15 protein-coding genes are annotated in these 22,918 nt (G+C 56.9%); 14 read left to right on the forward strand and 1 reads right to left on the reverse strand.

The genetic code is table 11. The features are described 5' to 3' along the window. Nucleotides 1-396 precede the first annotated feature (396 nt). The 4 genes from HPY71_05485 (at nucleotide 397) to HPY71_05500 (ending at nucleotide 5,581) form a co-directional block, all read left to right on the forward strand. On the forward strand, nucleotides 397-1,491 hold the full coding sequence (locus HPY71_05485; protein ID NPV52957.1) for a M42 family metallopeptidase: 1,095 nt from the start codon (nucleotides 397-399) through the stop codon (nucleotides 1,489-1,491). Continuing rightward, nucleotides 1,482-2,507 (forward strand): M42 family metallopeptidase, encoded by a 1,026-nt coding sequence (locus HPY71_05490; GenBank protein ID NPV52958.1) that lies wholly within the window; start codon nucleotides 1,482-1,484, stop codon nucleotides 2,505-2,507. The genes HPY71_05485 and HPY71_05490 overlap by 10 nt, the downstream gene beginning before the upstream one ends. 83 nt (nucleotides 2,508-2,590) lie before the next feature. Next, entirely contained in the window at nucleotides 2,591-3,625 is a 1,035-nt protein-coding gene (locus tag HPY71_05495) for a M42 family metallopeptidase (protein NPV52959.1), read from the forward strand. A 318-nt stretch (nucleotides 3,626-3,943) separates the two neighbouring features. Beyond that, the gene (locus HPY71_05500) at nucleotides 3,944-5,581 is read left to right on the forward strand and encodes a L,D-transpeptidase (GenBank protein ID NPV52960.1); all 1,638 of its coding nucleotides are present in this window, start codon (nucleotides 3,944-3,946) and stop codon (nucleotides 5,579-5,581) included. A 30-nt stretch (nucleotides 5,582-5,611) separates the two neighbouring features. Here HPY71_05500 and HPY71_05505 read toward each other — a convergent pair whose 3' ends face one another. After that, on the reverse strand, nucleotides 5,612-6,868 hold the full coding sequence (locus HPY71_05505; GenBank protein ID NPV52961.1) for an S-layer homology domain-containing protein: 1,257 nt from the start codon (nucleotides 6,866-6,868) through the stop codon (nucleotides 5,612-5,614). A 552-nt stretch (nucleotides 6,869-7,420) separates the two neighbouring features. On the opposite strand from HPY71_05505, the gene HPY71_05510 reads away from it, so the two are divergent. From HPY71_05510 to HPY71_05555, 10 genes are all read left to right on the forward strand, one after another. Beyond that, nucleotides 7,421-8,383, forward strand: coding sequence for a glycosyltransferase (locus tag HPY71_05510; protein ID NPV52962.1), 963 nt, complete (start codon nucleotides 7,421-7,423; stop codon nucleotides 8,381-8,383). 109 nt (nucleotides 8,384-8,492) lie between these two features. Then, nucleotides 8,493-9,701, forward strand: coding sequence for a PHP domain-containing protein (locus tag HPY71_05515; protein NPV52963.1), 1,209 nt, complete (start codon nucleotides 8,493-8,495; stop codon nucleotides 9,699-9,701). 133 nt (nucleotides 9,702-9,834) lie between these two features. Continuing rightward, nucleotides 9,835-11,754, forward strand: a complete 1,920-nt coding sequence (locus tag HPY71_05520) for a glycosyltransferase family 39 protein (protein ID NPV52964.1) — start codon at nucleotides 9,835-9,837, stop codon at nucleotides 11,752-11,754. Between the two features lie 38 nt (nucleotides 11,755-11,792). Then, nucleotides 11,793-14,684, forward strand: coding sequence for a DNA polymerase I (gene polA / locus HPY71_05525; GenBank protein NPV52965.1), 2,892 nt, complete (start codon nucleotides 11,793-11,795; stop codon nucleotides 14,682-14,684). 676 nt (nucleotides 14,685-15,360) lie between these two features. Then, on the forward strand, nucleotides 15,361-16,317 hold the full coding sequence (locus HPY71_05530) for a cation transporter (protein NPV52966.1): 957 nt from the start codon (nucleotides 15,361-15,363) through the stop codon (nucleotides 16,315-16,317). A gap of 521 nt (nucleotides 16,318-16,838) precedes the next feature. Further along, a complete protein-coding gene (locus tag HPY71_05535) occupies nucleotides 16,839-18,890 on the forward strand; it encodes a hypothetical protein (GenBank protein NPV52967.1) in 2,052 nt (683 codons plus the stop codon). 214 nt (nucleotides 18,891-19,104) lie between these two features. Then, nucleotides 19,105-19,725, forward strand: a complete 621-nt coding sequence (gene ytaF, locus HPY71_05540) for a sporulation membrane protein YtaF (protein NPV52968.1) — start codon at nucleotides 19,105-19,107, stop codon at nucleotides 19,723-19,725. 256 nt (nucleotides 19,726-19,981) lie between these two features. Continuing rightward, a complete protein-coding gene (coaE, locus tag HPY71_05545; protein ID NPV52969.1) occupies nucleotides 19,982-20,752 on the forward strand; it encodes a dephospho-CoA kinase in 771 nt (256 codons plus the stop codon). Nucleotides 20,753-20,833: 81 nt separating this feature from the next. Then, nucleotides 20,834-21,409 (forward strand): lytic transglycosylase domain-containing protein, encoded by a 576-nt coding sequence (locus tag HPY71_05550; protein ID NPV52970.1) that lies wholly within the window; start codon nucleotides 20,834-20,836, stop codon nucleotides 21,407-21,409. Between the two features lie 281 nt (nucleotides 21,410-21,690). Further along, nucleotides 21,691-22,785, forward strand: coding sequence for a nicotinate phosphoribosyltransferase (locus HPY71_05555; GenBank protein NPV52971.1), 1,095 nt, complete (start codon nucleotides 21,691-21,693; stop codon nucleotides 22,783-22,785). Nucleotides 22,786-22,918 lie beyond the last annotated feature (133 nt).

Raw genomic sequence — 22,918 nt, forward strand, 5'->3', positions numbered from 1 at the left:
ATAAGGCTGCTCATTTCGGCGCATTTTGCGTTGCTCTCTTGCCCCGCGTTGACCTGGTCGCGCGTCCCTCTTCACCAGGTGTGATAGAGGTGTGCAAGCCCCATCCCGATGTCACTCATAGGTGCTACACATAGGTGCTATACATACATCAGTATGATTTTGTCACAAAGATGGTAAAAATAATCAGGAGCGGCAGGAGTTTAGAAACGGGTCGACGAATAGGAAAAGGTCATGTAGTGCATAGCCACCGGGGCTGGTTTGGATTTAACCCAATGCCCCGCCAGGAAAGGGGTGAGCGCCGCAACTTCCCTCGCCCGGATTAGGAATTGGCATGTGCTGGCATATGCCGGACAGGCTCGCACAGGTCGGCATGGGCGGGGATTTTGCGGCAGTATTATGCAGCTCGAGGAGTTTCTTAGTAACCTTCTCACTCAGAGTGGAGTCTCCGGGTATGAAAATAATGTGGCATCCGCAGCGGTTGAGGGATTTCGCGGGCTCTACGATGAGTTCCGCCTGGACCCGCTCGGAAACCTCATTCTTCTCAAGAAGGGCGAGGAGAAGGGCAAAAAGGATGAAGAGAAGGGTGCAGGTGGGGAGGATGAGCCACGCCCCAGGGTGATGTTGGCCGCCCATATGGATGAGATTGGATTCGTGATAACCAAGATAGAGGATGAGGGCGGGTTGAGGTTCTCCTATATCGGGGGAATAGACCCCCGAGTTCTCCCCGGACAGGAGGTAGTGGTCCACGGAAAGAGAGATCTCATGGGCGTGATCGGTGCAAAGCCCCCGCATATCCAGGACCTCGACGAGGCGAAGAAGGCCGTGAAGAAGGAGGATATGGTCATCGATGTCGGCCTCACCAGGGCCGAGCTCGAGGAGCTCGTCAGCGTCGGCGATACGGCCACTATATATAGGGAGCCCGTGGTCCTGAGGGATGAGTTTCTAGCGGCAAAGGCTCTGGACGATAGGGCAGGGGTGGGCGTTCTTTTTACCTGTCTTCAAGAGCTTTCCAGGGTGAGACATATCGCCGATGTTTATTGTGTGGCGACTGTGCAGGAAGAGGTTGGAATCCGCGGGGCCATTGTCGGCAGCTACTCCATCGTCCCCGATGTAGGCATAGCGGTAGACGTCTGCCACGCGGAGATGCCCGGCGTTTCGGAATACGACACCGTTCCTATTGATAAGGGGCCTGCGCTTGGGTTTGGCCCGCATGTCCACCCGCGCATCTACGAGCGACTTGTCAAGATCGCAGAGGATACGGGCATTCCATATCAGGTCGACCCATCGCCCTACCCGGGCGGCACCGATGCATGGGGGATACAGATGGCCAGGGACGGTATACCGACAGCCCTTGTATCAATCCCCCTCAGGTATATGCACACATCGGTTGAGACGGTGTGTTTGCGGGATGTAAAGCGGAGCGGCAGGCTCCTGGCGAGGTTCATATCAGGTCTTGATAAGGATTTCCTGGAGGGATTGAAATGCTTCTAGCGCGCCTTACTGAGGCCGCAGGCGTCTCAGGGCAGGAGGGCGAGATACGAAACGTTGTCAGGGATGAGATAAAGGGCAAGTGCGACGAGGTCCGCACGGATGCGTTCGGCAACCTCATAGCCTTTAAGAGGGGCTTAAGGGACGGCCCGCGCGTCATGCTGGCGGCTCATATGGACGAGGTCGGCCTGATGGTAACCTATATAGAGAAATCGGGTATGCTCAGGTTTCAAAAGATCGGCAGCATCGACGACCGCGTCCTCGTTTCCAAGGCTGTCTTGATTGGAAAGGATAGGGTCCCCGGGGTGATCGGGTCCAAGCCTATTCACCTCCAGGAAAAGGATGAGCAGGAGAAGCCTTTTAAAACGGAGCAGCTTTTTATAGACATCGGGGCGACCAGTAAGGAGGATGCCGAGAAGCTCGTAAAGCGCGGGGATGGGGCCGTCTTCGCTACGAAATACAGGGAGATCGGGAACACCTGCGCGAAAGCCAAGGCATTCGACGACAGGGTTGGCTGCGCGGTCCTGATCAAGGTGCTCGAAGAAGCTTACGAGTTTCCGCTTTATCTGGTCTTCACCACGCAGGAGGAGGTCGGGGCGCGGGGCGCGGGGGTTGCGGCATATAGCATCAAGCCCGATATCGCCCTGGTGTTTGAGGGCACAACCGCGTCGGATGTCCCTGGGACCAAGCCGCATGGCTATTGCACCACCCTCGGGCGGGGGCCGGCCTTGACGCACATGGACCTTTCCGTGATCGCAAACAAGGCGATCGTCAGGCGGCTCGAGGAGGTTGCCGAACGGGAGGGCATACCCTTCCAGTACAGGCGCACGGGTGTGGGGGGAACCGACGCGGGGCGTATACATCTGCAGCGCGAGGGGATTCCAACGGCTGTTGTCTCGGTGCCGGCTCGATATATACATTCACCAGTCTCTATCATAAACAGGGATGACTTTGAGAATACGAGGAGGCTGGCTGTTAGCTTCCTCCGGAGCATTCAGGAAAGGGGGCTTCCTCGGTGAAGAACGCATCGAAGGGCGAACCTAAGGATGAGAGGGGCGCCAGTGCTGGTGCCATGAAGGGTGGCGCTATGGATACCATGCACATGGATACCCCAGGGGATGCCGTGAAGGATACAATCAAGAAGCTTGTGGAGGCCTACGGCCCCTCGGGGAACGAGGACCGGGTAAGGGATCTAATACGCGATGAGATCCATGGTGCCGTTGATGAGATAAGGGTCGACCCGCTGGGCAATCTCATTGCGATGAGACGCGGCAGCGGGGGGAGCGGCGGGGCGAAGCTTCTGGTCGCCGCGCACATGGATGAGATTGGCGTGATAGTGACCTATATAGAAGACTCGGGCTTTCTCAGGTTCTCTAATGTCGGAGGGGTATCGCCTTTTACCCTGATAGGCCAGCGCGTTATGTTTGCCAACGGCACGGTCGGGACATTCGGGCGAGAGAAACTGGACGATTTGAAGGATCTGAAGCTTGATAAGATGTTTATCGATATCGGGGCAAAAGACAAGGCTGAAGCAGAATCCCGTGTGAAGGTCGGGGATGTGGCTTGCTTCTACCGCGAGATGACAGACATCGGAGGGAAGCTCATAGCCAAGTCTATGGACGATAGGGCTGGGTGCGCCGTGGTTGTGGAAACCATAAAGCGCACAAAGGGGCTCGAGACGCCCAATGAAGTCTACTTTGTCTTCACTGTCCAGGAGGAGGTCGGGTTGCGGGGCGCAAAGACCGCGGCCTATGGGGTGAATCCTGATATAGGGATTGCCGTCGACCTCACTCTTACGGGGGATACGCCGGAGGCTCCGCGCATGGCCGTAAAGCTGGGGGCGGGGCCTGCCATCAAGGTAAAGGATATGTCTGTGGTGGCGCATCCTAAAGTCAAGAACCTGATGGTCGAGACGGCGTCGGCGGCGGGGATCCCATACCAGCTCGAGATATTGGATTTCGGCGGGACTGACGCGGGGTCCATACATACGACGAGGGAGGGCATCCCATCGGGCGTGCTGTCGATCCCGGCCAGGTATGTACATACGCCGAGCGAGATGGTGGATATAGGCGATGTAGAGGGCGCTATTAAGCTCCTGGCGGCGATAGTAAAGCGGCCGCTTGCGGGCGCGGTGTAAAGTCTTGATGGGGTGTAAAGTCCCCGATAGGGTGCGGACCTGCATTTTACACCTGCGTTGGGGCCTGGTCGCCTGGCTTGTCTGGCTGGTTGGTATGAGGCATAACTAGGCATGACTCGGGCCCCGGGGGGGTTGATTATGTTTCAATAGGGCCGTTTCAAGGCGATCGCTAGGCTCTCCAGGCTCTGTAGCGTAGATATTAATAATTAGTATCTATTTCGTAATATTTTTTCAATACAAAATAAACCTTCATGGGTAGGCCACGGTAGAGTGGTAACGAAGTTACCGTGACAGGGCGGGCAGGCGGCGAGGTTACCAGTGGATGGCCATTACCTGAAGCATTACTTCCTGAAGCATTACTTAAAGGAGGATGGATATATAGTGTGGCTTTGCTTTACACTACGTAGGTTTCGTTTTGGTGCAGCGGTCATGGCTGCCACTATGGTTCTACTGGTTTTGTTTTTGAATGGCCTCGGCGCGTTAGGCGTGCCAGGCGCGAGCATGGCAGAGGCTCAGGACGATTTCAAGGTAAGCCAGGAAAGTCAGGAAGGCCAGAAAAGCGCGGCGCCTCAGAGGGATGCTATGTTGCCCCAGAAATTTGAGAATATGCCCGGCTTGAAGATTATAATAAATATCCCAGGTTACAGGCTTTATCTTTATAAAGATAACGTTCTTATAAGGGAATACCCGATTGCGGTGGGGAAAGCCGTCTCGCCCACCTTCCTGGGGGAGTGCACAGTAGTACGCAAGGTGAAGAACCCTGCGTGGTACCCGCCAGACGGGCGGAAGCCCGTGCCGCCCGGACCTGATAACCCCATAGGTTCCAGGTGGCTCGGCCTGAGCTATGATGGCTACGGGATACACGGGAATAATGATCCCTCCTCTATCGGGAAGGCGGTCTCCCTGGGTTGCATCAGGATGTATGAGGAGGATGTTCAGGAGCTTTACGATCTCGCGCCCGTCGGGACGCCGGTGAAGTTCATCTATAAGACGATCCTCGCCTCGGTTGATCCCATTCTCGCCAGGGTCACCATCACCGTTTACCCCGATATCTACAGGAAGGGGACAAACACCATCGAGGCTGCCTACGAGGAGCTAAGCCTCCTTCCCTTCATGAGCCGGCCCGTGAGCCAGGCGGGTGAGCAGGTTGTAATAGGGGAAGGCACAGGGAAACCCATGGGGGAGGGGACGAGGATCGAGGAAGAGGCGCAGATAGGGGGAGAGGTGCGGACAGAGAGAACAGAGAGAGGGGTAGGCATGCAGGCATTCCGGATGAAGATGAATGTGAATGAATTCATCCTTGATAAGGTCATAAAGGAGGCGGCGGGCAAACCGGTTGCTGTCCCGTGGGGTGTCTCCGTTATAGTAAACGGGGAGGAGACCGGTGAGGTGGGATTTGTGGATGGGAACGGCGTGGATAGCGCCATGCTACCGCTGGAAGTGGCCAGGGTCCTCGGGGCCCAGGCGAGGTGGGACCGGGCGTCCCGGCAGGCTCAAATAGATGGCACCCCGGTATTTCAGGTCCGCGACGTATCCGGCAAACCGTTCGTGGCGGCAGCGGCGCTCGCCTCCGCGGTAGGGGCGAGGCTGAGGCTCAGCGTTGATAGGGTGGGAGGAGGGACGGCATCGTTTACGACCCCGGGCCTTGTGCTTGACGGCGAGGAACTGCGCGGGCGCGTATTTGCTGATGTAGATAAGGGTCGATTTCAGGTTCCGCTGAAGCCCATCACGGATAAGCTGGGTCTCACCCTCCAGTGGAACGCGTCAAAGGGGATCGCCTGGGTTGGGGCGCTTGGCATAACGGCGGAGGAACGAAGTGGGCGAATCTACGTGGATATTCGCGATATACCGTTCATCCTGCCCGACATCGAGGCAAAATGGAACCCGGACGCCTGGGTGGTTGAGCTTACAACCACGCGGGACGACCGGGCCAGTTCCCCTTCACACCCCGATTGATTTATATCACGTGCCTAATTTGTATATTATTTACATATTCATGAGCTTTGCAAGCAGGTACTGGGCCGCCTCGATCTGGCCATAGGTTTTGGCCTGCTGCCAGTCCTGGTTGAGCAGTGCGGTCGCCAGCTCGGCCGATATCCCAAGCTCGTCCGATATGGCCCTCGCCAGCCGCTGCTTTGCGAGATCTGTAAGTTTCGTCCAATCCTGGGTCAGGAGCCCGTCGGCCTCCTCTGGGGTCAGGCCATATCCCACTAACCTGTCGCGAAGCGCCGGGGTGAGATCCTTCCTGACCGATCCCCACTGGCCCTTTGCGAGGGCCTCGACCTGGGCCGGCGTCAGCGTTCCCTTGGTCAGGACGCTGACCTTGGTTGTGATGTCATCCTTGGTTACAACGCCCTTTGCCTTGACGAACCTGGGCTCGCCATAGCTCGTGCAAACTATATAGACGTCATCGCCCCGGAGCAGCTTGCTGGCCTCGGTCGCCACGCTATTGCGGTACACCTCCGTGCCGGGGTCCAGGACGATAACCTCGTTTGTCTCGTTCAGCTTCTGGACGGTGATGGCATTTTGTTGCGCGTCCACCGACGCGACCTTGCCCTCAATGGTCTTGAGGTCAATCAGGGACTTCACCATCCAGGCTGTCTCCGCCCTCGTCGTATCGGTATTGGGCTCAAAGATGGCACCATAGTGAACCGGCAGTATACCGAGGCGGTTTGCGATTTCTATATACCTGAATGCCCAGTAGTTGGGCGAGATATCCGTGAAGCTCGGCTCCCACGGATTCGGCCGATCCATCTTGTCGGCGAGCTTTACCACCCGCATGAGCATGGTGACCATCTCTGCCCGAGTTATGTTCTTCTTGGGCCTGAATGTCCCATCAGGGTAACCCGAGACTATCCCATGCTCTGCAAGGGCCGTGATGTATGCCTTTGCCCAGCCGTCCTTCACATCCTTGAAGGATTGCTGCCCGCCCGAGCGGATAGCAAAGGCCCTGGCCACGATCTTGGCAAACTCCGCCCGGGTTATCGTGGCCTCGGGCTTGAATGTCCCATCAGGGTAACCGCTTATTATCCCTTCCTCGACGAGCGGCTCGATGGCATCCCGTGCCCAGCTGTATTCGATATCCTTGAGGCCGCTCTGAGCCGAAGCAGTGGAATTTATACAGGGGAGGCCCGGGTTCCCGGGCGGGGACGCGAGCATTGCTATAACCAGAACAAGAACCAGAATCAGGATTGGGGCAGCCGGGCTCATGAGGTTCAAAAACCGTCCAAATGCCTTGGCCATGGAGCATTCCCTCCCGTAATCACGTGATATAAGAGATCTTCGAGATATTCCGTCTACTCATTATCATTACTATCGCCGATTCGTTTCCTATTTCCCGGCTTGTGGATTGCCTCTTACGCAATAGTTGTATTGGTCGTCACATCGTAATGGCTACACGATAGTTACATGTTTCTCCATCCTGCACCTGCATTCTACTCCATTCTACATTTGCCTCGAGAACCCTTTATGTAATATGTGGTCCGTATGGCTGGTGATAGGCCTTATTCCAGACCTTTCTTGAGGAAGATACAGGTTCCGGTGTAGAGGACGGGATATTGGGGATATTGGGGTGGGTATTGGGGCAGGAGGTGGGGCCAGCGGGGATGGGCCCCGCAATCAGGCAGCAGTCAGGGAGTCAGGGATAGGCCTTGCAATCTGGACCCTTTATGATAAACTTAGAGTGTCACCCGAGGGAGGGAATGTCGCCAGGGGGAGGCCCTGAAGCGAAGGTGCCTGAGATGGAAATGCCTGAGGTGACGCCTGAGATGATGCCCGTGATAGGAGATAGCCGGGATGGAGACGCCTGAGAGCAAAATAGAGATGCCTGAGAGATTGAAAGACGAGGCCAGCATTTCAATTGGCCTGCGGAAGCCATATGCTGAGCGCGAAGGTGCTGAGCGCGAAGATCGCATGCTGAGCATAGTCATCCCGGCATATAATGAAGAAACGCGCATAGGGGAGACCCTTGATAAAATCGTCGACTACTTTAGCTCTTCCAGCCCCGACCTCAACGGGGCGAGTGTCCCCGGCAGAGTAGAGCCTATAGACAGGGTAGAGATCATAGTCGTGGATGACGGGAGCACGGACGGGACCTGCGGCGTCGTAGAAGCGAGGTCGAGGCAGTCGGGCGAGGCGGGCGTTGTTATCCAGCTCCTGCGCAATGGTGTGAACCGTGGCAAGGGTTTTTCAGTGAAGCATGGTGTCCTCGCAGCCAGGGGCGATTATATCCTGTTTTCGGACGCGGACCTTTCAACGCCGATTGCCGAGGTGGACAAGCTCGTTTGCTGGCTCTCTGATGGTTACGATGTAGCCATAGGATCGCGGGCCCTGGCGGAGTCGAGGATAACAATTCCCCAGCCGTTGCACAGGAGAATCATGGGCAGGGTATTCAATCATCTTGTGCAACTGGTGGCCATCAAGGGCATTCAGGATACACAGTGCGGGTTCAAGGCCTTTACCCGGGAGGCAGCTCAGACCCTTTTCACTATGCAACGGGTTGATGGCTTCGCCTTCGACGTGGAAATCCTCTACCTGGCCAGGCAGCTGGGCTTCAAGATAAAGGAGGTTCCGGTCGAATGGCACGATTCGCCGGGGACCAGGGTCCGGGCTGGCATCGACTCAGCCCGGATGTTTCGCGACCTGCTCAAAATTCGGCGCCTGCACCTGAATTTATCCTTGCGAATGAGGCAGGCCCGTCATGGATATGCAGCACAGCACCAGCGTGCGGGCGGCGCACCAGCGCCCGGCCGGTTCTGATGAATCGCCTATCCTGACAGGATCCTGGCAGATTGCCTGAATAAACCATTGCCTGAATAAACCCGAGTAAAGTGGGGGAGCCATCAGGGGAGAGCGGAGGAGGATGCTTTTGAGACTACGTAGATACCTGCGTCCTGGCAAGCCTGGCAAGAAATATCCAAGAATACAGAGAATACAGAGACATACCGTTTATGGAGCTTACGGGGGGCGCCGCCGCCCGTCGGGCTTTCTTGTGGCGTTTTATGTATTGGCGGCCGTTGTCATCGTAGCTGCTCTAGCAAGCTACCTGAGGACGGGGCAATTCGCTTTCTGGGAGCCCGGCGCGTTTAGCGGGGTGGCCTCCACTGATGCCGCGCGGGAGGCCGCGTGGGCACCGGAGGCGCTCGGGCGGGATTTCGTCATCATGGATCCCTATAATGTCCCTGGTGAATATTATAAGGCTCAGCTCCACGCCCACACGACCCGATCGGACGGGAAGATGGGGGTTGCAGATGTCATAAAGGCCTACGAGGATAGGGGCTTCAAGTTCCTGGCCATAACAGATCATGATAAGGTGTTTGACCCGGCATCCCCGGACGTGAGCGGCGTCCCAGGGCTCAATAGCGCGAACTCGAAGATCATGATTATCCCGGGCGAGGAGCACACAATTCCCTATATTTTCTGGCCGCTTGGCCACCATATGCTGAGGCTTTTTGTGACCAGCAGGACGCGGGAGCGAACGGCTCAGGCCATTGTCGATTCCACTCAAGGGGAGGGTGGGCTCGCCATACCATGTCATCCCAGCTGGACAGGGAATCTCGGGACCGGCGAGTGGACCGGGGACGACCTGGTCGGCCTGTCAGGCTACAGGCTCATGGAGATATATAATTTTCATTCGGATACTGGTAAGAATATTCAACGCTGGCATGTGGTTTCAAGGAGCCGCGGCCCTGGCTCCCCTGTATGGGGCATCGCAGTCGACGACAGCCACGAGGAGGGCCACATCGGCCTGGGCTGGGTAATGATCAAAGCGAGGGCTTTTTCGCTGGATGCTGCCAGGGAGGCGCTCAGCGGGGGACATTTTTATGCAACTACTGGACCGACAGTTGAGTTCGGCGTGGAGGGGCGCCGGATCTTCGCGAGAGCGGTGGGGGAGAAGGTTGATATCAGGTTCATAAATCTTGAAAACAAGCCCGTCGCGGTCTTCCGCTCCGTAAGCGAGGCATCCTATGAGCCTGACGGCGGGGAGGGGTTTGTAAGGGTCGAGGTCATGGGTTCGAACGGGCGGATGGCATGGTCTCAACCCTTCTGGCTTTTGGGAGCCCCTTTGGAACATTGAGCCAGGGGATAGCCCGGGTCAGGGCATAGCCTGAGAGAGGATGCTTCCCGAGCATATTCCCGGGAGATAGCTCGAGATAGGGGATAGCACACAAGGGATAGCACGCCGTTGAAGTGGCTGAAAGGGGATAGCCGTGAAGAGGTACCTGCGGAAATGGAAATGTCCGTGCTTGAGGAGCCAGAATGACCTCGTGCCCATAGTGGTGATAGCCGTCCTGCTCTTGCCCGCGCTTCTTCTGGGGTTGGGGGCCCCTTCGTTGTGGGACCTGGACGAAGGCATGTACGCCGAGGTGGCGCGGGAGATGCTGCTGCGCGGGGACTATGTGGCTCCGTATTTCAATTACCAGCCGAGATTCGATAAGCCACCCCTTCATTATTGGGTGACTGCGGGCTTCTATCGGATTTTTGGCGTGAATGAATTCTCCGCCCGGCTCGGCTCTGTCTCATTTGGCTTCCTGGGCGCGGTGCTCGTGTATTTCCTGGGGAAATCCCTCTTTTCGAAGAGGGTTGGGTTGCTCGCCGCAATTGTGCTCGGGAGCAACCTGCTTTACTTTGCCGAATCGAAAATCGGCCTGATGGACACGACCTTGACCTTTTTTATAGAACTGAGCCTCCTCGCGTTCTGGCTGGCGTGGTGCAGGCGAGACCGGCGCTACTATGCGCTCTTGGGGGTTGCCATGGCTCTCGGCACCCTGACTAAGGGCCCCGTGGCGGTTCTCCTCCCCGGAGGCATTATAGTTGTCTTTCTGGGCCTTTCTGAGGGGTTTCGCGGGGTGTGGCGCGAGGTTGCAAATCGCTGGGCCCTTCTCGGGGCAGCGGCATTTGCCCTGATCGCTCTGCCCTGGCACCTTGCCGTTTGGGCGCGGTACGGCGGGAAGTTCCTAGCTGATTACTTTGGCTATCATATGTTTACTCGCTTTACATCCGCCATTGAAACCCACGGGGGACCATGGTACTACTATCTTTTGGTGCTGGCGTTGGGTTTCCTGCCGTGGAGCGGGTTTCTCCTGGCCGGCGCCGTGGGTTGGATAGAGAGGGTGATGGCCGGGCGTGCCAGGCGTGGTGAGAGGCGCAATCATGATAGATTGCGGGGAAGCAAATTGCAGGGAAACAGATTGCAGGAAAGCGGCCTACAAGGAAACGGCTGGGATGAGGATGGCCGTGACGGGCTTGTTGCCGGAGCCTGGCGATCTGATGGGGGCCGGTTTGTCATAATATGGTTTGCAATTGTATTCCTGTTCTTCTCTATATCAAGAACCAAGCTGCCCGGGTATATCCTCCCCGGGCTCCCTGGCATCGCCCTGGCTGTAGCCTTGTGGTGGGATCGTATCTTTGTTGACGAGACGTCCGCAAGGGCGAGGAAGGAGGTCATCGCAGGGCTTTCGCTAATTGGTGCCCTGGGATTGCTCCTGGGGCTGTCCCTTGTGGCGGCCAGACCGAGCATCCCCCCTGAATATGTGAGCGCGGTGAGGCTTCTTTTCTTCTTGCCGGTTGCGGTTGTCGCCGGGACGGTCGTAACCATAACATTATTTATGTTAACGCGCAGGGCAGGGGTTGCGTTTCTAGCCACGGTTATCGTGTTTCTCCTCGTTACGGTGGGCCTTAGCGTTGCCCTCCTGCCCAAACTTGAGCTGTATAAGCCGGTAAAGCCGCTCGCCCTGGAGGCCGGGCGCTTGCTTGAAGGTGGGGGGCCGGGCGGCGGCGAACTCGGCAGCATGTTATCAGGAGGAGGGGATGCGAGCAGCGTATTTTATGCAAGGCGTCCCGTCCGATACATCCTGTCGGAGGAAAAGGCGCTCGCATTCCTAAGGCAGGACCGGCTGGCCCTCCTGATGATCCCCGAGGGGGTCTATGAATCGCTTATCAGGAAGCTGGCGGCATTTGAGCAAACGCCTGGGTCTGGCGCGGGTGGAAATAGGCCAGGGGATGGGCCGGAGGATAGGCCGCGGGCTGGGTCGGCCGCCGGGTTGAAGCTATATGTCTTGAAGAGGGCCGCAGGCGCGCTGCTTATATCAAACATGAGGATTGATTGGGGATTGGTTTTTGAAGGTTGATTATGAGCGAGGGGAACCCAATGGGGGATAGTAACTCGATGAGGAATAATGTGGATAAACACGAGTTTACTGGCAAGTTCATAATCATAGATGGAAACAGCCTGGCGAACAGGGCCTTTTATGCATTGCCGCCCCTCGCCACAACCGCGGGCGAGTATACAAACGCGGTCTACGGGTTTACGACCATGCTCTTGCGGCTTCTTGACGAAGAGAAGCCCGCGTTGCTAGCGGTGGCGTTCGATAAGGCGGCCCCGACTTTCAGGCACATGGAATACGAGGGATATAAGGCTCAGCGCAAGGGGATGCCGGATGAGCTTGCCTATCAATTGCCATGGATCAAGGAAGTTGCCCGGGCCTTCGGGGCTTCTATATTCGAAATAGAGGGATTTGAGGCGGATGATATAATTGGGACGCTCACCCTCAGGGCCGAGGAGTCAGGCTACACCAACCTCATTGTTACAGGAGATAGGGACGCCCTGCAGCTCGTATCGCCTGCGACGAAGGTGATGCTGACGCGCAAGGGCATCAGCGAGATGGAGGTATATGACGAGGACGCCGTTCTGGCCAGGTATGGCCTCGCCCCGGCCCAGATGATAGATGTTAAAGGCTTGATGGGCGACGCCTCAGATAATATCCCGGGCGTTCCGGGCATAGGCGAGAAGACAGCCATCGAGCTTGTGAAGGTATTCGGCAGCCTCGAGAACCTCGTCGAAAACCTCGACAAGGTGTCCAGGAAGCGCCAGCAAGATCTTATACGGGCGAATGTTGAGCTGGCCAGGATGAGCAAACGCCTTGCTACCATCGAGCGCAATGTGCCCATCGAGATCGATCTCCAGCAGTGCAGGGTGGGAAAGCCGGACAGGGCGGCGCTGAGGGAGATATTTACGAGATTCCAGTTCAAGAGCTTGATGAGGAGGCTTGAAGATATCCCTGGCGCCATAGCCGGAGCCCGGGGCGAAGCCCATAGCGAGAGGCCGGCATCCCAGGTTTCCGGGAGCGATGCTTCATGTGCCGTTGCCGTTCCGGGTGCCGGAGCGGGGTCATTTACCATCGTATCGTCGCCCGAGGGACTATATGATGTCGCGGCGAGGCTTGAGGGATGCAATGCGGTAGCATTTGAGCTTTTGCTTGAGGGCCCCCGGCCGATGCAGTCGTCGCTCGCCGGCATAGGCCTGCTTGGCATTTCTTCGCCGGCGCCGGGCGCCTCGCGCCCCGGGTGCGATGGCGAGGCTTTTTACATCCCGGTAGCGGTGGTTGATAGGGGGCCTGCGGGGCCCACCTGCGCGCTGGACGGCGCGCCGGGCGAGAGGATGCGCGAGAATGAGGCCCTGGCCGCGCTTCGCGGGATATTGGAAAACTTGGGAATTCAGAAAATCTGTCATGACGCCAAGCCCAAGCTGGAATACCTCAAGCGTCATAATATCGAGTTGCGCGGTCTTTCTTTCGATACAATGGTCGCCTCATACCTGGTCGATCCCGGCGCCGAAAATCACTCGCTCGGCGCTGTTGCCAGGGAGCAGCTGGGCGTGGACCTCCCGGATCCCGGATCCTTGATTTCGAAATCGAGGCGCGGGGGCGGCAATACGCCTATGAGGCTCTCGGATGTCGATGCAGCAGCCATTGGGGATATAGTATGCCGGGGGCTCCGGCTCCTGCCCGAGCTTGCAGGGCGCCTTGGCCACGGGATCAAGCACGACGGCATGGAGGATCTCTTTCGCCGGGTTGAAATGCCTTTGATTGAGGTCCTAGCGCGCATGGAGATGCAAGGCGTTTCAGTAGATGTGCCTCGCTTGAAGGAATTATCGGACGATATGAACAGGCGCATAAAAGCTATCGAGGAGGAGATCTACTGGCTTGCTGGCGAGGAATTCAATATCAATTCGCCAAAGCAGCTCGGATCGATCCTGTTCGAAAAGCTCAGGCTCCCGGCCGGCAAGAAGACGAAGACGGGCAGGTCGACGGATGCCAAAGTCCTCGAAGGGCTCGCCGGGAGGCATGAGATCGCGCGCAAGATCCTGGAATACCGCGAGCTCGTAAAGCTGAAAAGCACTTACGCCGATGCCCTCGGGGGGCTGATAAACCCCGTTACCGGGCGGATTCATACGACGTTTAACCAGACCGTGACGGCCACGGGCCGGCTTTCATCGAGCGATCCCAATCTTCAGAACATCCCCATCCGCAAGGAGGAGGGCCGTAAAATCCGGCAGGTCTTCACGCCGGGCAAGGATGGCTGGCTTATAATGAGCGCGGATTATTCCCAGATTGAACTGAGGATCCTCGCCCACTTCTCGGGCGACCCAAATCTTATTGAAGCTTTCCAGAAGGGCGAGGACATTCACGCGAGGACGGCCGCTCAGGTTTACGGGGTCCCCCTGGATATCGTGAGCGAGGAGATGAGGTCCCGGGCCAAGGCGGTGAATTTCGGCATCGTTTACGGCATCAGCGACTACGGGCTCGCGCAGGGCGTCGGCATGGGGAGGGCCGAGGCGAGGAAGTTCATTGACAGGTATTTCTGGCATTACAAGGGTGTCCGGCGTTACCTGGATGAGACGATAGAGGCGGCGAGGAGGCAAGGGTATGTTACGACCCTGCTAAACCGGCGGAGATACCTGCCTGACCTGCACAGCCCCAAGGTCCCGGTCCGCAAGTTTGCCGAGCGCACAGCGATGAATACCCCGATCCAGGGAACGGCCGCTGATATTATAAAGCTCGCGATGGTCGCCGTGGATAAGGAGATCGCTGCTCGGGGGTTGATCTCGAGGATGATCCTCCAGGTCCATGATGAGCTTGTTTTCGAGGTGCCCGAGGAGGAGCTTGATATCGTGGGGAAGCTCGTGAGGGATGTAATGGAGAATGCAGTCCAGCTCTCTGTGCCTCTCAAGGTGGACGTGAAAGCTGGGCCGAACTGGCTGGATATGGAGCCGCTTTAACGGTTAGTGATGTTAGGAGACGTCAGGCACGTTTTGGAAGGCCGCACTGGCTGCGAGCGCGTCAGGAGCTGTTAGGGGCCGCTTTAGGGCCGCTTTCGGCCGCTTTGGTGGTCTAGACATGGGGGATTTTGCGGGTTATAATGTTAATAATCGCTTCTAACGTACTCCGGGTGCTCCGGATTCGCGCGTGTTACCAAAACCGAATAATAAAAACCGGATAATAAAAACCAGGTAGAAATCGGGTAATAGCGATGATGCCGGTGAAATATACTTGGGTTAATATAAGATAACGTGTGGCAAAATACAAAGCAAAGCCTGTATGATAGGCTTGGAGCAGGCGATCGGCCTTCTGGTCTTGAAGGGCGGCAGGGTGCCGGGCTTCGGGGCCGGGGCCGGTGGGGCCGGGCTAGGTTGCTTAGCAGCAGGTTGAAGGGCCTGCGGGACCACTCCATAGAAGTGGTGCTGCAGGCCCTTTACGTGACTCAATACCGGCGGGTGTGTGCATGTTCTCCGGCTCCGGGGGTTCGCGCTTAAGTCTTCTCGAGGCTTGAGTTTTGAGCCTTGAATTTTGAGCCTTAAGTGGAGAAGCCTGAGTGATGGAGTTGGAGTAGTTGGAGTAATAGAGTAATGGAGCCTGCAGCGACCGCTCAGAATATAACCATAAGGAGGAAGCACGGTGTTTAATCTTTCTGAGTGGCTAGTTAAGAGGTTTGTGCCAAATCACGAGGAAGTGGAAAACGGCGATGTGAGGGCTAGATATGGATTCCTCGAGGCCTGGGTCAGTATAATCGGGAACATATTCCTTGCGGCGTTCAAGGTTTTCCTGGGAGTTAGCCTGAATAGCATCGCCCTCCTGGCCGATGCAGTGCATACGGCATCGGACGTCTTAACCTCTGTAGTGGTCCTTGTGGGCTTCAGAGCGGCCAGGATGCCAGCGGATAAGGAGCACCCATTTGGTCATGGCCGCGTCGAACCTATTGCGACGCTAATTATAGCCATTTTATTGGCTGTTGTGGGGCTTGAATTCGCCAGCACTTCGGTCCGGAGATTTTTCGGGACAGAGGCCGTAGGCGGCAGCCTTTTAATCGCGAGTGTGCTGGCGGCGACCGGCGTTGCGAAGGAATGGATGGCGCGGTTTTCGGTCGCGCTCGGCAGGAAGATAAACTCGGGTGTCCTGATTGCCGATGCCTGGCACCATCGCAGCGATGCCGTAGCCACCGTGCTTGTTGCGATAGCCATAGTTGCCACAGCGCTGGGTTACCCCAGGCTTGACGCTGTTTTTGGGCTTCTTGTCTCGGCGCTGGTCATATATACTGCTTATGATATCGGGATGTCCGCGGCGAGCACGCTTATAGGCGAGAGGCCGTCGCCCGAGCTTGTGGACCGGATAGGCGCCATTGCATGTAGGGTCAAGGGCGTAAAGAGCATGCACAAGGTCAGCGTCCACGACTATGGGGGCGGCCAGAAGGTTGTATCCCTTCACATCCAGGTCGACGGGTCGCTCCCTGTTACCGAGTCTCACGAGATTGCTGAACGCGTAGAGGATGCTATCTCATCGCAGATAAACGCCATAACCACTGTGCATATAGAGCCGCCCGAGCCACCCGTCAGGGAGAGCCGGGCGAGGGAATAGTCTAAGTATATGCCCCGGGGGCCCTCTGGCCATCCAGGCGATTCCCTCGGGGGGAATACAGGTATTCCAGCCAGCCAGCTAACCATATCTTTAGGGGAGACGCGATCTTCAGGGGAGACGCGGAAAAGGGAGCATATGTTTGGCAAATGGTGGCTAGATGCTGATAGGAAAAAAATAATCTGGAATAGAAGGAAAAAAGGGGTTAATGTAGAATAATTAAGGCTAGCACGGAAGGATAAGGTAATGATATAATTCCGTGTAGGGTGCAATGAGATCAAGGTTTAGCCTCGGTAGCATGAAAGGAGGTGTACCCCGGAGGTTAGCTACGGAGGCTATGAATAGAACATATACCAGGCAAGATGCGTTTCAAAATACGCAGCACATACCGCAGCAGACGACAAGAAAGGGGCTTTCGCGCAGAGAGGCTTCCAGTGAGGAAACAAGGATACTCGCAGGATTCCCCCCTCGAGCGAAGGAAGTCCCAACCAAAGCTCAAAAATAACCAGTAAGGGGGAGAGAAGATGAGAAAGAGCCTGATAGTGCTCGTAGCCGTCCTTGCGGCCCTGCTCCTGGCCCTCCCTACAATGGCGGCCGGGCTCAAGGTGAGCGGGGAGTTCGGTGGAGCGATTACTTATGATAATGGTACGACTGCAATAAGCTGGAACGACGCTGATACTTACTTAAAACTAAACCTCGATTACGCGGATGCTGATTCTGCGTTCGCTGCGCATATCCCGCTTAAGTTCTGGTGGAACGGGGCTAAAGGTAATGCCGATGAAAGCCTCGGCCGGAGCATCGAGACCCCGTGGTACGCGGTCTATGCCGGTGCCCCGTTGAAGGTCAGTATCGCTGGGTCCCCTGATGATACCTGCGCGGATTATAAGTTCGCTGGCTTCGGTGATCCCCTCGGGCTTGTTAAGGCCGTTGATGATCAGGATATGGTCGTCAAGGCGGTCGGAATGGTCGGCGGGCTCGGCGTGAATGCGCAGGCGATCAATGCCCAAAATATTGATGATACGACGACAAAGGATACAAATGAGTTCACGGATAAGCGATACGGCCTCTTGAGGTTGACCTACGGTCTGCCGGGCGGGTATACGGTCGGCGCCATCTACGCGGCAGTCGATTCCTATAAAGCAGCAAAGGAGTACGACTATCACGCCGGGCAGTGGAACGACGTTCCTGGCGGTGGAACTCTTGACTCCAGCTATGTGAACTATGCAGCTGACATAACCGGGCCGCTGCCGATCAATGAGGGTGCGACGATAACCGCTGCGATCGCTCAGAGCAAGGATATGGCGCTTGCCAATCCGGAGGGCAAAAACGCCTATGAGATCAATATCGCCGGCATTAAGGCCGGGATACTTGACCTCTCCGGTGCTTTCCGCGCTGTGGATCCCGATTTCTACACGGTCGCGGCTGATTCCGATTCGAGCGATGTCCTTACTTATAAGGGACAGCGGCAGTTCTATGGCAAGGCTGTAATGCCGCTTGGCCTGGCCGGTCAGGCTATGAAGCTAACACTCGAGGATGATTATAGGGTCAACTTCGATGGTAGCACCAAAGTTAAGGACGAGGATGTTGTCCGCCCGAGCAATAAGGTTGCTGCCGACCTGGAGTTCAACCCTGTAGCCAACTTGAAGGCCAACGTCGGCGGCTCCTACAAGGCGGCCTTCGATGATGCAGCTAACATTGACGCATACAATAACGACTATGTCAAGAACGTCTATGGCAAAGTCGAGTATAAGCCACAAGAGAACCTTACGGTCAACGCGGGCGCTGAGTGGAAGGGCGAAAATCGCTACGATGCTTCAATAGACTATGCCAAAGACGAATACGGAAACTATACGCAGACGAAGACCGACTGGGAGCGCGAGGGCTCGGGCATTAAGCTCGATGGTAAGGTAACTTACACCCCCGCTCCTGGGATCAAGGTTGAGAGCTCCGCCAAGTATGGGACCGGCACTTACGACTTCTTCGGTGATGGCGTCGTAGTTACCTCCGACCAGAATCCGCTTGGGGCAGAAGGTCCAATAGACGAGAGTGCCAAGTACTCCCGCCTCGATGTCGATGGTTACGTCGAGGCTAAGCAGGGCTTCGCGGTTGGCGGGGCCAAGGGCTTCGATGCTCTGGGCGCGGGCTATGTCAAGGTCAAGAACGCTCTCCAGACCGGGCGTGCCACCAGGTACGCGGTCTACGGCGAGGCGGTTGTTGCCCTGACGGATGAGCTGTCCGACAAGGCGGCTGTCTACAACGGCACGACCCATACCGACGATGCCAACAAGGTAAGGACGGTTCTCTATAATGGTCTTGACTACGCGCTGTCCGGCAATAGCACTGTCACTGTCGGCTATAGCTACACCAACGAACTCAAGGCTGGCAACCTCTACGCCGCCTACAAGGTGAAGCTCGGGACGGCCGAGGTTACGCTTAGCTACGGCGAGAGCCGGCTTGCATCCGATCCGTGCGATGCGGACGCCGACGCTGGCAAGCCGTGGGCGTGGCTGTGCAACATCGCCGACGAGGGTACGCATAATAACTACTATAAGCTGGGCGTCAAGATTCCATTCTAAATCAACCGGCTTATAGTAGCGCAGCCTGCGTCCCCACTGAGGATGCCGCAGGTAAAGTGAGCGAGCGAAAGGCCCCGGGGTATACCCCGGGGCCTTTTTATATCTCTTATTTCTCTTATTGCATCATGCTATTGCATCATGCACGCTTTCGGCCTCTCCCCCATATCCTAGGAAAGCAGCGGTTCTAGGTGTTGGAAGAAGGAGGCCAGCGAAGATGCAGGTAATCGGGACCTTGCTCCTCGCCGTTGCGGTGAGCCTGGATGGGCTCATGGCTGGCGTCGCCTACGGGATGAGGCGGATATCGATCCCTTTTGTGTCCCTCCTGGCGGTAAATGTAGTGTCGGCCTTGATGGTTTCGGCGGCAATGTTCCTCGGTCGGAACGTTGGCGTATATCTTGGCGAGTGGATGGCGCGGTTGCTTGGTGGCGGCATACTCATCGCGCTTGGTTGCGCGGCCGTCTGGAGCGGGTGGAGGGAGCGCAATAGGAACCCGGGCGGCGCGCCCGCCCGGGCGTCGTCGAGGGACGGGGGGATTCTTCGCCTCTTGAGCATGCCCGAGAAGGCCGACCTGGACCGTTCCGGGTCCCTGAGCCTCTCAGAGGCTCTACCCCTCGGGATAGCTCTCGCCATGGACGCTCTAGGGGCCGGCTTCGGCGCCGGTGTTGTCGGGTTCTGGAGCATCTTGATGCCCGTTTTTGTCGGTGTTATGCAGTTTATCTTTGTCTCGGCCGGGATGGCGGCTGGGAGGATCTATCTCGGCCGGAGGCTATCGTCGGGTGCGCTCCTCATCCCTGGCGGCATTTTGATCTTGCTGGGAATACTAAGGCTTGTTTGAGGCATGTTTGAGGGTTGTTTGGAGATCATCGTGTTCCTTCCAGAAAATTTCATCCGCGGAATTTAGGCTTGTAGAAGGATTTGTGGGCGTTCCTTCGAATATGATACGGCGGGTATACTGTCTCATACTGATCAGGGCGCTATCGCTCATGAGGGTATAAAATGCTTATATGGCCCGGCGGTGGTAGATTCGAGTTCACTTGGCGGCCCGGAGCCTGGGGGGCTCAGGTCCCCCAGGTCGAGGAGGAATGATAGGCGTGCAATATGGAATGAGGCTGGGCTTGACTGGTGGTATCGCCAGTGGAAAGAGCCTGGTGTCCGGGATGTTGAAGAACCTGGGCGCCGAGATCATAGATGTCGATATGATAGCGCGCGAGCTGGTCACCCCGGGCTCTCCGGCCCTAGTCGAGATCGAACGAGAGTTCGGAGCCGATGTGATCCTGCCCGCTGGCACGCTTGACAGGAGGCGCCTCGGCGACCTGGTGTTCACCGATCCAGGGGCCCTTGCGCGGCTTGATGCCATAATGTTCCCCCGTATGTTCGCCGAGGTCGCATCCCGGCTCGGCGCATTCCGGTTCAGCCGGCCCAGGAGAGAGGGACAGTCGCCCGCTCCAATATCCTCTCGGACACCATCGTCTTCTCAGGTACCAGCGCCTTCCCAGACGCCATCTGGAGCCGGCGGGGATGCTGAGGTGGTGGTCCCCCCCGGCATGATCGTCGTGGATGCAGCAATTCTCTACGAGGCCGGTATGGATGCGCTTGTTGACAGGGTGATCGTTGTGTGGGCTGATGATGAGACGAGGATCAAGAGGCTGATGGAGCGAAACGGACTCTCGAGGAGCGATGCCGCTGCGAGGGTGGCTGCCCAGGTCCCGCTGGTCGAAAAGGTCCGGCGGGCTGACTTCGTGATTGATAACTCGGGCTCGGTCGCCAACACGGAGCGTCAGGTGCGGCGGCTCTGGGGAGAGCTGGTTAGCTGGTTGGCCGGCCCCGCGCTCAGGAATAATTGCGGTGGGGCGCGTATATGAAATATTGAAGGAATCCTGAGCGAGGGGATTTGGAAAATGATGATAAGCCTTGTAAACCTTACCGGGTGGCGAAAATATGTCATGTTGTATGCCATTCCTCTGGCAGTATTGGTTGCCATAGCTGTGTCGCCGTGGTTCTTGCGAAAACTCTATCCGGTTTATTATAGGGATCTTGTGCTCAAATACGCCACCGAGAACGATGTTGACCCGATCCTCCTAGCGGCCGTGATTAGGACTGAGAGCCATTTTTGCCCCAGCGCAAGGTCGCGGAGGGGTGCGCTTGGCCTCATGCAGATCATGCCCGAGACCGGCAGGTGGGTTGCATGCGAGCTAGGCATGCGCGATTTCAATGACGATATGCTTTACGACCCCGAAACGAATATCCGCATAGGAAGCTGGTACCTGGCATCTCTGGCAAAGGAATTCGGGGGCGATGTGACGGTGGTGCTCGCTGCGTATAATGCGGGCCGCGGCAACGTGCGTGGCTGGCTGGAGGAGAGCCGGTGGACCGGGCGACCGGAGCACCTGGATAGTCTGCCGTTCCCTGAAACCCGCGCGTATGTGAGGAGGGTCATGCACGTTTATAAATGGTACAGGAGGCTCTATGGGGAGAACTGGCTAAAAACGGCATATTTTCCGGATAGTATTCAATTCTAGGGACTGATATGATATAATTCGATATGATTTCATGGTCGTTGTCGAACAAGCGGTGATCATTCGACGACTTCCAGGACGGGACTCGCGCGAATAGGCCTGGGGCAGGGGCCCTCGGGTGCGCCCGGGAGATGGCGGCCTAACCCAGGATGCATGCAAGATAGGTTCAAGATAGGTTATAAGTTAATAGTTCGTAGGTTATTAATTGGTCCAGGATAGATTAATTGAGGTAGGATTCATGCAGGATAGGCGGAGGAAAGGTGGAGGAAAGGAGAGCTTTCGGGATGTCAGGTGACAGTCAAGCACCTGTGGGGGGCAGAGGGCTTAAAGAGCTGAAAACTATTCAGGATGTAAAGGATATAAACATCGGGGTAGGTCAGACAGCGGCGGGCGGTGGCCGGCGATTTCATTCAGCGACGCATGAGGAGCTCCTCGCGGGGTACACCACCGACGTGTACTTTATAAGAACCCGTGAGATACTGGAACGTCTCGGGCTCGCCAGGACGCCAGTTGTGGCGGAGATTTTCCCGCGGAAGATGGGGGTGATGGCGGGCGTCGAGGAGGCCCTGGGCCTCTTAAAGGATAAAGAGGTTGAGGTCTGGGCCATCCAGGAGGGGGATGGGTTTGCCCCCAAGGATGTGGTGATGCGCATTGAAGGGCCTTATGATGAATTTGGGATATTCGAGACCCCGATCCTCGGCATGCTTGCGAGCGCCAGCGGCTGGGCCACGGCGGCGCGCCAGGTCAAGGAGGCTGCTGGTGACAAACAGGCGATCTGCTTTGGGGCGAGGCACGTCCACCCGGCTGTCGCGCCAGTGCTGGAGCGATCGGCCGTCGTGGGTGGTGTGGATGGGGCGAGCTGCATCCTCGCGGCGAAGCTGCTGGGCAGGGAGCCCATGGGCACAGTCCCGCATGCTGTCTTCCTCATAGTGGGGGACTCGGTGAAGGTGGCAAGGGCTTATGATGATTTCATGCCGCTCGATGCTCCAAGGGTTATCCTTGTAGACACCTTCAAAGATGAGACCGAGGAGAGCCTCAGGGTTGCTGAGGCCCTCGGGCGGAGGCTGGCGGGCGTGCGGCTTGATACGCCCGGGGAGCGCGGGGGCGTTACTCCAGAGCTCGTGAAGGAGCTTAGAGCCAGGCTCGACCAGGCCGGGTTTAGCCATGTTAAGATATTCGTCTCAGGGGGCTTGACGCCTGATAGGATCCGGGAACTCATACAGGCGGGAGCCGATGCGTTTGGGGTTGGTAGCTTCATTTCCCAGGCGCCGCCCATAGATATGACGCTCGACCTGAAAGAGGTGAACGGCGTTCCGATTGCAAAGCGGGGGAGGATCCCTGGTCGGATCCCCAACCCAAAGCTCAGAAAGGTCATGTAGTATGTACCCGTTGCCTCACGTAAAAATATGCTTGAAAGGGGTATCGTTGCCTCACGGGAAAATGTGCTTATAGGTACCCCTGACTTCCGTACGAGGGAGGGCGAATAAGAGAAGGGTACCGCGGGGTACAACC

The organism is Bacillota bacterium (genome assembly GCA_013178125.1).
In the GTDB taxonomy this organism is placed as follows: Bacteria; Bacillota; SHA-98; order Ch115; family JABLXJ01; genus JABLXL01.

Excerpts from the sequence above, each read along its gene's own strand:
- HPY71_05550 (NPV52970.1), top strand. The coding sequence starts at position 20,834 with ATGTTGTATGCCATTCCTCTGGCAGTATTGGTTGCCATAGCTGTGTCG.
- HPY71_05510 (NPV52962.1), top strand. The coding sequence starts at position 7,421 with ATGGAGACGCCTGAGAGCAAAATAGAGATGCCTGAGAGATTGAAAGAC.
- ytaF (NPV52968.1), top strand. The coding sequence starts at position 19,105 with ATGCAGGTAATCGGGACCTTGCTCCTCGCCGTTGCGGTGAGCCTGGAT.
- HPY71_05555 (NPV52971.1), top strand. The coding sequence starts at position 21,691 with ATGTCAGGTGACAGTCAAGCACCTGTGGGGGGCAGAGGGCTTAAAGAG.
- HPY71_05485 (NPV52957.1), top strand. The coding sequence starts at position 397 with ATGCAGCTCGAGGAGTTTCTTAGTAACCTTCTCACTCAGAGTGGAGTC.
- HPY71_05505 (NPV52961.1), bottom strand. The coding sequence starts at position 6,868 with ATGGCCAAGGCATTTGGACGGTTTTTGAACCTCATGAGCCCGGCTGCC.
- HPY71_05535 (NPV52967.1), top strand. The coding sequence starts at position 16,839 with ATGAGAAAGAGCCTGATAGTGCTCGTAGCCGTCCTTGCGGCCCTGCTC.
- HPY71_05495 (NPV52959.1), top strand. The coding sequence starts at position 2,591 with ATGGATACCCCAGGGGATGCCGTGAAGGATACAATCAAGAAGCTTGTG.
- HPY71_05490 (NPV52958.1), top strand. The coding sequence starts at position 1,482 with ATGCTTCTAGCGCGCCTTACTGAGGCCGCAGGCGTCTCAGGGCAGGAG.
- polA (NPV52965.1), top strand. The coding sequence starts at position 11,793 with ATGAGGAATAATGTGGATAAACACGAGTTTACTGGCAAGTTCATAATC.